This is a genomic window from Adlercreutzia rubneri (genome assembly GCF_009755265.1).
Lineage (GTDB): Bacteria > Actinomycetota > Coriobacteriia > Coriobacteriales > Eggerthellaceae > Adlercreutzia > Adlercreutzia rubneri.
In genome coordinates this window covers 97973-107842 of the sequence record NZ_WPOO01000007.1, presented here as the reverse complement: position 1 = coordinate 107842, position 9870 = coordinate 97973, and the positions used below count along the sequence as shown (strand labels likewise).

Sequence of the window (9870 nt, the reverse complement as noted above, 5' to 3'; positions counted from 1 at the left end):
TACTCGACCGTCCGTCTAAAGGCCTTCCGGGAGGGCGGCAGGACCGTCTACGATACGATAGACAACCGCAGGAGGCGGTTGGGGCTGGCGGCGTAGGCCGCTGTCCAAGTAACTGTCCGCACCCCCTGAAGCGCTCCAAATCGCTCTTAATTCAACGGAATCTTGAACAAATGCCCGCACTGCACCGACTCAAGGGCATCTGAACTATGATTTTTGGCCAGGACAAGACTCATAACTCGATTTTTTGACCAAGTTTTTAGAAATCTTTGTCGAAAGGACCCATCATGCTGACCATTGGCTGCCATCTCTCGAAGCGCCGCGGCTATCTGGAGATGGCCAAAGAGGCGGCGTCCATCAACGCAAACACGTTCCAGTACTTCACGCGCAGCCCGCGCGGCAGCGAGCAGGCGGCCCTCGACGAGAAGGACGTCGCCGCCTATCTTGCCTTCGCGAAGGAGCATGGCATCCACGACGCGCTGGCCTACGCCCCCTACGATGCCGACCCGGCCACGGACAAGATGAACGAGCGTGACTTCGCCCTCATGGTGTACTCAGAGGATCTGGCGCGCCTGGCTGAGGTGGACGGCTCGCTGTACCTCATCCGCCCGGGCAGCCGTCTGAACATCAGCGTGGAAGAGGGGCTGGCCGACGTGGCCGACGCCCTGAACAAGATCATCACGCCATCCATGAAGACTTGCGTGCTGCTGGACACCATGGCCGGCGAGGGCACCCAAGTGGGTACGAGCTTCGAGCAGCTGGCCGCGATCATTGCCAAGGTGGAGCACCCAGAGCACGTGGGCGTGTGCTTCGATTGCGCCGGCGTGTGGGCCGAAGGCTACGACATCGTAGGCGACCTCGATGGCGTGCTGGAAGAGTTCGACCGTACCATCGGCCTGAACAAGCTGAAGGCCGTGCACCTGAACGACGCCACCCATGAGCGCGGCAGCCACGTCGATCGCCACGCGCGCATCGGCGAAGGCAAGATCGGCTTCGACGCCCTAGCGGCCCTCGTGAACCATCCCAAGCTGGCCGGCGTGCCGTTCTATCTGGAAGAGCCCGATTCAACGCTCGTCATCTACGAGCGCGACGTCGCTCGATTCCAGGAGGCCTACAAGGGGTAGAAGCCCAGCACGTCAGTTGCATCACGAAAAGGCCAGCGCCGAAAGCATCCTCGGCGCTGGCCTTTTGAGTTTGGGAAAGTGGCGCAGCGGGAAGACCGCTAGCGCGTGTGGCGGGCGCGAGCGCCGGAAGGCGCACCGTAAGCCGGCTGCACCGGCGCGAAGCCCTGGGCCTGGGCGGGAACGCCCGCAGCAGGACGGCCGGCTGCGGCGGGGTGCGCAGAAGCTGCTACCGCGCGGGCCGGGGTCGACCCGAAAGAGCGCTGGGCCGCGGCGGCCTCCTGGGCGCGACGGGCCTGGCGAGCCTCCAGTTCGGCAGCCGCGCGGGCCGCGAAGGCGCGCTCCGCCTCGCGGCGAGCCTTGCGTGACATCTTGCGATCGGGCACCACAATGGGTTGCTGCACGGCCGGGCCGCCCTGCACCCAGGCATCCACCTCCGACTGCGCCGGCATCGGGATGCTGCTGGGCGTCCAGCCGCTGCCGGCCGGAGCGGGCCGGGGCGCACGGCCTCGAGGCGCTGCGCCCGAAGGAACGGCCGCGGAGGCCGGAACGACGTTTCGCGGAGGCACGGAAGCGCCAGCGGGGGTGCCCATTGGCATCGGAGCCGCCGCCCCTCGCGGCGGCATGGGCGCACCAGCCGAAGCGGCAGCGACGGCCGACGCCGGAGCAGGAGCTGGCGCTGGCGCTGCCGCCCTCCCCCGGTTACCGTAGCTGCGGGCCGCGTTGGCGCGGCGCCCGATGACCATTTGCAGCTCGGCCACCTTGCGGCGCTCAGTTTCCAAGCCATCGGCCATGCCGCGCATGCGGCGGTCGAGGGTCGTGATCCACAGACACAGGGCGAGCACGGCCACCGCCAACACACCGAGGCCTACAGCCACCAGGCCAAACGGCGAAGATAGAAACTCAAACACGGGCGCGCCCTTCCCCATAAAAGATAACAACCAATGAATGGGATGATATACGACTGCGCCCCTATTGTCGATACGAAAATAGGCGATTTACCTGCTGGGATCGGCCTTTATTCCGACACCTGGGCCACAAGCTCGGCCAGCTCGGCCACCGTGGCGTTGTTGCGCGCCGTCTTCTCCGCGCTTTGCGCCGCCCCCTCGGCCGCCGCGGGCGCCCCCGCCGACGCCGATGCAGCCGAGGACGTCGGCGCCTTGGCGCAGCCGGGGCAGCGCAGGGTTACCTGGGTGCCCTCCCCCAGCACGCTCGTGTACACCATCTGCGCATCGGGGCCGAAGAAGCCGATCATGCGGTCATGCACGTTCTTCACGGCAATGCCGAGGCCGGTGGACGACTCCACCTGGGTGATGTTCGCGCAGGTCTCCTCGGTCATGCCCACGCCGTCGTCGCTCACTACGATGACCACGTCGTCGCCGTCGGCATCGGTCTTCACCGTGATGGTGAGCTTGCCCTCGGTGGGCATCGCGTGCTTGATGGCGTTCTCCACCAGCGGTTGCACCAAAAACGGCGGCACCATCATGTCCAGCAGCGCGGGGCTCGCGTCCACCTCGAAGGCGAGGCGCGCGTCTCCGAAGCGGGCCAGCTCGAAGTTGAAGTAGCGCTGCACCTGGTCGAGCTCGCGGGCGAGCGAGATGCGCTCGGTGGAATCCTCCAAGGTGCGCCGGTAGAACACGGCGAACTCCCGCAGCAACGTGCGGGCCTTCATGGGGTCGGTGCGGATGAACGAGGCAATGGTGTTGATGGTGTTGAACAGAAAATGGGGGTTGATCTGCGTCTGCAGCATCTTCAGCTCCATGGAGGTGGCCAGCTTGCGCTGGGTCTCCATTTCCACGGCGGCCATTTGGGTGGCGAGCAACTGGGCGAAGCCGTGGGCGATGGAGCGCTGGGTTTCGGTGATTTTGCGCGGATCGCGGTAGTAGAACTTGAGCGTTCCCTCCACTCGGCCGCCGACGAACAGCGGCTCCACGATGGCGGCCTTGATGCGGCTCTGATCGATGGGCACTGGCAGGCCGATCTCCTCGGGGGTAAGCAACACGAGCGTCTTTCCCCGGCGAATGCACTCATGGGTGGCGCTCGTGCGTATGGCGATTCCCGCCGGGTTGTGAGCCTCCTGGTAGCCCGCATAGCCGAGAACGTTTTCGCAGTTAGTGAGGGCGACGGCAATGGCCGAGGTGTTCGGCAGCAAAAGCTCGCACACCTCCTGGGAGGCCTCCTCGGTGAGCCCGTCGCCCATGGCGTCGATCATGGAGGAGGCCAGCTGCAGCATGGCATCGGACTGCAGGGCGCGCACGGAATCGGGATCCATCATGAGCCGGATGACCATGACGATGGAAACGGTGAACACGGCGCCGGCCGCTATGAGCACGGGCACGGGGAACGCCGGCTGCGAGAACGTCCACACGAGCGTGATGCCCGCCAGGGCGGCAATGGTGGCCGCGAGCATTTCCTGGTTGAACTTGGGCACGCCGATGCCCCGCGTGGAAACCGTGCCCGATTCGCGCTTCGTCATAATCGTACCCCCTGATCGCCGCCATAATTGACGCCAGTATAACAAACTTGGGAACGCCAGGGAAACGACCTAGCCCCAAACCCCCAGCTGGTTGACGACGAGCAGAACGGCGGCCACCACGAGGAAGCCGGCGAACAGAAAGCGCAGCTGGCGCTCGGGCACCTTCGGGATGAGCTTGGCGCCCAAGGCCGCGCCGGGGATGGAACCGCAAGCCACAGCGATACCGGCAACCCAGTTGATGTTGCCGAGAACCGCCTGGGTGATGGTGCCGGGCACGGCGAGGATCATGACGGCGATAAGGGACGTGCCCGAGGTGAGCTTCATGGGAACATGCAGGACGGACATCATGAGCGGCACCATGATGAAGCCGCCGCCCACGCCCACATACCCGGAAGCGAGCCCAGCGAACAGGCCGATGGCCGCACCGATGGCGGCCTCACGCCAGCCGATAGCGGGGGCCTCCAAGTGCGCCCGCTTGATGGCGGCGGCGCGATCCTCGACAGCGGCGAGATCCTTCGACTTCGCGCCTGCAGCGCTGCGCTCAGGATGACATGAGGGGGCGACGGGCTTGGTAGCCTTCGGGGCCTTCAACGCCTTGCGGAACATGGTGACGGAAGAGTAGGCGATGATGAGCGCGGCGGCTCCCATGACGGCCCAGTCCGGCGAGAGGGCGGCAAGCCACACCCCCAAAGGCGACATGCAGGCGCCCCCGAGGCCCGCTGCCACGCCGAGCTTTGGCAGGCAGGTCTTGTTCCGAATATGGGAAACCGCTCCTGAGATAGATGTCGGGATGATGGTGAACAGCGAGGTGGCGGTGCACATGAGGGAGTCCATGGCGTAGCCGAGCTTGAACGCCGGCACGAGCAGCATGCCGCCGCCGATGCCGAGCAGCCCCGCCAAAACGCCGACCACCAGGCCGACGACGAGCGACACGAGAAACAGCGGAATCATGGCTTCCACGACGCTAGTCCTCCATGTCCAAACGAATCTGGGTGGTCATGCCGGGATCGATGTCGGCATGGGGCAACGGAACGGGCGGGGCGGGGATATCCTTCGGCTCCGCGCCTGCGGCGCTGCGCCCAGGGTGACACATGGGGGTAGCGCCGCCTGCAGGGGCGCTCGAGGCGACGGTGGCGGGCGCAGCAGCGACTGGAGCCGGGGCCGGGGCTGCGGCCGCCACATCCTGGGCGCGCAGCATGGCCGAGCGCACCAGCGCCTCGGAAAGCAGCTGATCGCTTTCCAAACGATTCATGGCCTCGGGCCAGACGTACTGGAACTCGAAGTACTTCGCGCAGTTGGCCTCGGCGTAGGCGGAAGCGGCGCCCGTGGCGGCCTTGGCGGCCAGGCGGTAGGCCTTCTTGTCGGGGCGTCCGAAGCTGCGCATCCATGCCGTGAGTCGAATGCGGCGCAGAAGACCCGGCTCCAAAAACGGCCCCGGGTAGGGCTCGAGCGAGGCCGGCTTCACCTGCTGAAGGTCGATGAGCGCTCGGGAGTATTCCAGCTTGCGGTACTCGTAGAGCCACCGGAAGATGTCCTGGCGGAAACGCGTGCCCTCGCTTGCGGTGCGCGGGGGCAGGTGACGCAGCACCCACTGGTTGTCGAACCAGATATCCGAGCCGTACATGCGCAGGTCGAGCATGTAGTCCAAATCCTCGCCGCGGGTGATCCACGGGTCAAAGGCGAGGCGCCGGAACGCCTCCTTGTGGACGGCCAAGCAGCCGCCGCACACATGGTTCGAGCGCGACAAGCGCGGGCCGCGCATGGCCTTGGTGATCCACTCGTTGAAGGCGCGGCCCTGCTGCCAGAAGCGGTTGTACCACTTGTCCTCCCATTTCGAGAGGTAGGAGTCTTGGTCGTTCAAATAGTACCCCGTCTTCGCCACGATGGGCACGCCCTGGCGCGTGAGCTTCCCGAGGCCGTACATGGCCTTCTCTAGGAATTTCGGATCGTCGATCACCTCGTCGTCATCCAAAAACACCACGGCATCGAAGCCGAGCACGTTGGCCACGAGCAACCCCAAGTTCCGGATGGCGCCGTAACCTTGCAAGCCGATTTCCTTGGAAAGGCGCTCGATATTCTGCTGGGCCATGCGCTGCTCGATAAGCGCCAGCTCCGCCGCGCCGATGACGAGCGTGGTCACGTCCGGATGGCGGTTGGCGATGGCCTGCACCTTCTCGGCCGCCTGCACTTCCAAAGACACGTCGGCGGACACGAGGATGACCACGAGTCCCAGGCCCTCCACCTTCGCCAGCGACTCCAGGCAGCGGCCGAGCTCCCCTTCTTGGTTGGGGGCGGTAGGGTGGTCGTAGGTGCTCACCACATCAGCCCCTCCGCGGTGGCGGCGAGGGTAGATGAACGTGGGAATGACGACGACGGGATTCATGGAGGTCCTTTCGAGTTCAGTCGAAGAGTGTCACATCATTTTAGCGCGTCTGCATCCGGCGGCAATCTCGGTAGGCAAAATGTCATGAACGGAACGAGCCGGCATGGCGAAGACCACCCCGCCCATACACGGGGTATTGTCGCAGTCGCGCCCTGTTATCGCCGGCGTCGTCCGCCCTTGGGCGCACCGGCGCGGCGGCGCTTGGTATCGCTCACTTTCTCCTTGTTCATGCGGCGCGCCTCCTCGCGACGATCGCGCATGGCGGCCATCTCCTGTTGAAGGGCCTGGTAGGACGCGTAGCGCTCCGGTGTCAGCTCACTGGATTCCACAGCCGCGCGCACGGCGCAGCCCGGCTCCTCGTGGTGGGTGCAGTCGCGGAAGCGGCACTGCGCGGCCAGCGCCTCCACATCGGGAAAAGCCGCGCCGATGCCCTCTTCGGCGTCCCACAGTCCCAAGCCCCGCACGCCCGGCATATCCACGATGCGGCCGGCGCCGGGCACCTCCACAATCTCGCGGCTCACCGTGGTGTGGCGGCCCTTGCCATCCCCCTCGCGAACTGCGCCGACGCTTAAGACCTCGGCGCCCACCAGCATGTTCACCAGGCTGGACTTCCCCACCCCCGAGCGCCCGATGAGCACCGTGGTGGTGCCCGGCGCCAGAAGCGCGCGCACGGCCTCCACCGATGCCGGGTCGTCCTCGGACACGACGAGCACATCGGCCGCGGGAGCAGCCAGAGCCTGCACGGCCTCCACGGTGGCCCGGGTGGCCGCGTCGTCGGCCAGATCGGCCTTGGTGAGCACGACGGTCACCTCGGCCCCCGTCTCGAAGGCCAGTACCAGCTCGCGCTCGAGGCGCCGCAGGTTCACCTCGCCCACGGGCTGGGCCACGATGACCCGCTCGAAGTTGGCGGCGAGCACCTGGGGCACGGCGCGCTCGGTGGGATCCTTGCGCACGAACTCGCGGGTGCGCGGCGCTATGGCCTCGATGACGCCCTTATCGTGCGCCGGGGGCACCGCCACTTCCACGACGTCCCCGATAACGGCCCGTCGGCGCTCCCCCTTCACCAGGGCCGTCGCGTGCTCGCAGCGCAGAAGCTCGCCGTCTTCCAAACGCACGAGCGGGTACCCCCGGTCCAGCTTCACCACTTCGCCGCGATAGCGCGCCTCGGCCATCAGCGCTGCCCCTCCCTCATCTGGTGGAACACGATGAGCATGATGAAACCGATGGCGACCAGCATAAGCCCCGGCAGAAACGCGCCGATGTCAAAAGGCTGCTCGGTGACCGACCCCTTTTCCACGAAGGTGACCGCGTCGGCGTGCAGGTCGGTTAGCCCCTCGTGCTCCGGGCAGATCAGATGGAAGGTGCCGCGCACCTGCAGCGTCGTGCCCTTGCGGCCGTAGGCTCCGTAGGTATCGATGACCTCGGTGGACTCCGTGTCCATGAACACGGGGATTTCGGAGTGAGCCCTATCGGAGCCCTGCAGGACGATCCAGCTGTACCCGGGATCGAACTCGGCGCGAATGCGGTCTCCAATGACCTCGCCCGTCACCTGCACCGTCTGGTTGTTCAGGTAGGAATCGGCCTCCTGCAAAGCGGAGATGGAGGTATCGTAGATGAAAGAGCTGTCGGGCTTTTGCTGGGGGTTCACGAGGTTATCCTCGCTCACGTCCTCGCCGAAGACTGGGTCGGGAAGCTTCGGACGCGCGGGCTGGACGACGGCCTGGCCGTCCTCGCCATCGGCCCCGTTTTCGCCCTCGGTCGCGCCGCCGCTCGCGCCTTCGCCCTCGGCGCCTCCGCCTTGCACCGCGCCGCCGTCCGCGCCTTCGCTTCCAGCGCCTTCGTTCCCAGCGCCTTCGCCGGCCTCTACGACGCCCGTGTCGTCCGTCGGCACATCCTTGTTGGTCACACCGGCATCAGAGGAAGCCGTCGTGGCGCCGTTGGCAGCCCCCGTCGCCCAAGCCACAGGGCCCGGCGCGGCCAGAACCGCCGCGAGCGCGATCGCCAGAAGCGCGATACCCCGCCGCCTCATGAGCGCTCCTTCGGTCGAGGCCGCGGCACCAGGGAGGCCACCACTTCCACAATAAGGGCGAACAGCGTCATGAACTCCAAGCGTCCGGCCCACATCTGGAAGATATAGAACAGCTCGAGAGTTCCCGCCATGCCGGGCCCCGCCACCGACGTGATGATGCCGCCGTTGGACGTCATGGCCACCGACTCGAAGATTGCGGGAATGGCCTCGAACCCGTGTGCAATGCCCACCAGCGCGCCGATAACGTAGGTGATCACGTACAGGATGAACACCGTCATGGCCTCTTTCACAATTTCCGGCGTCAAGGTGCGCCTGCCCACGTGATTGTAGGAAACGACGACGCGAGCCGAATCCGGTGCCAGCGTCTCCTTCACGTTCGACACGATGGACTTGAAGATGATGCCCATGCGCGAGAACTTGATGCCGCCGGCCGTGGAGCCGGAAGCACCGCCAACGGCCATGATGAACGCCAGGGTGAGGAAAGCGCCATTGCTGAAAGCGGTGGTGATCTGGTTGGTGGTGACCACCTGAAAGCCCGTCGTGGTGAACGCCGAGATGATCATGAACAGGCCGCGGCGCAAGAGGGCGAGCATGTCATCGAAGGGCGACAGGGCAAGGGTGGCCGTGAAGACGAAGGCCATGACCCCGATCCAAAGCACCATCGTCTTCGTCTCGATGTCTCGGAAAAACGGGAGCGGACGCCCCTTCCACACCTCGGCGTGAATGACAAAGCTGATGGAGCCCAAAATCATGAGCACCATGAGAATCGCCTCAAGGGGGAAGGAATGGTAGTACATGATGGAAAGCTGCATGGGCGTGAAACCGCCGGTCACGAACCCGGAGGTAGACATCCACAGCGCGTTCAGGAAGGCGCGGGTGGGCTCCATACCCATGAGCAGACACAACGCCGTGATGATCACCGTGGCGACAGAAACGATGACCAGGGTAATACGAGCAATGAACTGGGTGGTCTGCACCACGTTGGGCACCACGTGCTCGCTGCGGCCTTCCGACGAAAACAACGACGCGCCGCCGCCGCGGCCGAAAAGCCCGAAGGACAACGCCACCACAATAAGGCCGAGACCGCCCAGGGCATGCATAGCGAAGCGGAACATGTTGTCGGCGTAGGAGAGGTGATCCAAATCGACGATGAGCGAGGCGCCCGTGGTGGTCAGGCCGGAGACGCCATCGAAGACGGCATCGAGGTAGGTCATGTAATGCCCCGAGAAGTACAGAGGGAACGAGGCGAACAGCGCGAGAACAACCCAGGCGAAACCGGTCACCGCCAGCGCCTGACGGCGATCGAGGCGTCCGGGTTCGATGCGCAGAAAACGCAGACTGCAGCCCGCGACCATGGTGATGCCGATTGCCGCGAGGTAGCGCGCCGCCGGCTCCCATTCCTGAAAGACCAGCGCCGTCGCCAAGGGAAGGGCCATGAGCGCGGCGAAGAACAACAGGAGCGTTCCCAGGTAGTGCCCGATAACGCGCAAGTCGTAGGGGGTGAATCGCTGCCACATAGTCCTTGCCCCTAACCGAGCACGATGCGCGTGAGCGCCATAAGCACCCACAGGCCGATAATGAAGCAGACAATGAACAGCAGCACGAGCACGATGGCCGCCGCCGGCGAGGTGGGCTTGACCTCGGGAACCCTGCGCGCCATGGCCTAGCGCCCCACTTTCGTGCGTGCGGAAGCATCCGCAAGGGCGGCCACTGGGGCGGGTGCGGATGCGAGCCCAAAAGCGGGTGCGGATGCGAGCCCGCAAGCGGGTGCGAAGCGCGAGCAACGATGGGCGGAAGCGCTTTGGCGATCGCGCGGATATGTCAGCGATTTCGTCATGGGCGTATTCTAGTACAATGAGCCATG

9 protein-coding genes are annotated in these 9870 nt (G+C 65.4%); 1 reads left to right on the top strand and 8 read right to left on the bottom strand.

Annotated elements, in window-relative coordinates:
* The first annotated feature begins 284 nt into the window (after positions 1-284).
* Positions 285-1121 carry a deoxyribonuclease IV gene (locus GO707_RS06030; protein WP_114540126.1) on the top strand — a complete coding sequence of 279 codons (837 nt, stop codon included), beginning with the start codon at positions 285-287 and terminating at the stop codon, positions 1119-1121.
* Between the two features lie 98 nt (positions 1122-1219).
* Here GO707_RS06030 and GO707_RS06025 read toward each other — a convergent pair whose 3' ends face one another.
* The 8 genes from GO707_RS06025 to GO707_RS12570 all read right to left on the bottom strand — a co-directional run bounded on the left by GO707_RS06025 (position 1220) and on the right by GO707_RS12570 (position 9666).
* The gene (locus tag GO707_RS06025; protein ID WP_114548586.1) at positions 1220-2029 is read right to left on the bottom strand and encodes a hypothetical protein; all 810 of its coding nucleotides are present in this window, start codon (positions 2027-2029) and stop codon (positions 1220-1222) included.
* Positions 2030-2136: 107 nt separating this feature from the next.
* On the bottom strand, positions 2137-3594 hold the full coding sequence (locus GO707_RS06020) for a histidine kinase (protein ID WP_198161026.1): 1458 nt from the start codon (positions 3592-3594) through the stop codon (positions 2137-2139).
* Between the two features lie 69 nt (positions 3595-3663).
* Positions 3664-4545 carry a sulfite exporter TauE/SafE family protein gene (locus tag GO707_RS06015; RefSeq protein ID WP_157012521.1) on the bottom strand — a complete coding sequence of 294 codons (882 nt, stop codon included), beginning with the start codon at positions 4543-4545 and terminating at the stop codon, positions 3664-3666.
* Positions 4546-4558: 13 nt separating this feature from the next.
* Positions 4559-5977: a glycosyltransferase gene (locus GO707_RS06010; RefSeq protein WP_157012510.1), complete on the bottom strand. Its 1419-nt coding sequence runs from the start codon at positions 5975-5977 to the stop codon at positions 4559-4561.
* 155 nt (positions 5978-6132) lie between these two features.
* Positions 6133-7149, bottom strand: coding sequence for a ribosome small subunit-dependent GTPase A (gene rsgA / locus GO707_RS06005; RefSeq protein ID WP_114540123.1), 1017 nt, complete (start codon positions 7147-7149; stop codon positions 6133-6135).
* Positions 7149-8006, bottom strand: a complete 858-nt coding sequence (locus tag GO707_RS06000) for a hypothetical protein (RefSeq protein WP_114540122.1) — start codon at positions 8004-8006, stop codon at positions 7149-7151. The genes rsgA and GO707_RS06000 overlap by 1 nt, the downstream gene beginning before the upstream one ends.
* Positions 8003-9523 (bottom strand): TrkH family potassium uptake protein, encoded by a 1521-nt coding sequence (locus GO707_RS05995; protein WP_157012509.1) that lies wholly within the window; start codon positions 9521-9523, stop codon positions 8003-8005. The genes GO707_RS06000 and GO707_RS05995 overlap by 4 nt, the downstream gene beginning before the upstream one ends.
* An 11-nt stretch (positions 9524-9534) precedes the next feature.
* Complete coding sequence (locus GO707_RS12570) at positions 9535-9666, bottom strand: hypothetical protein (protein ID WP_256156164.1); 132 nt, start codon at positions 9664-9666, stop codon at positions 9535-9537.
* Positions 9667-9870: the final 204 nt, after the last annotated feature.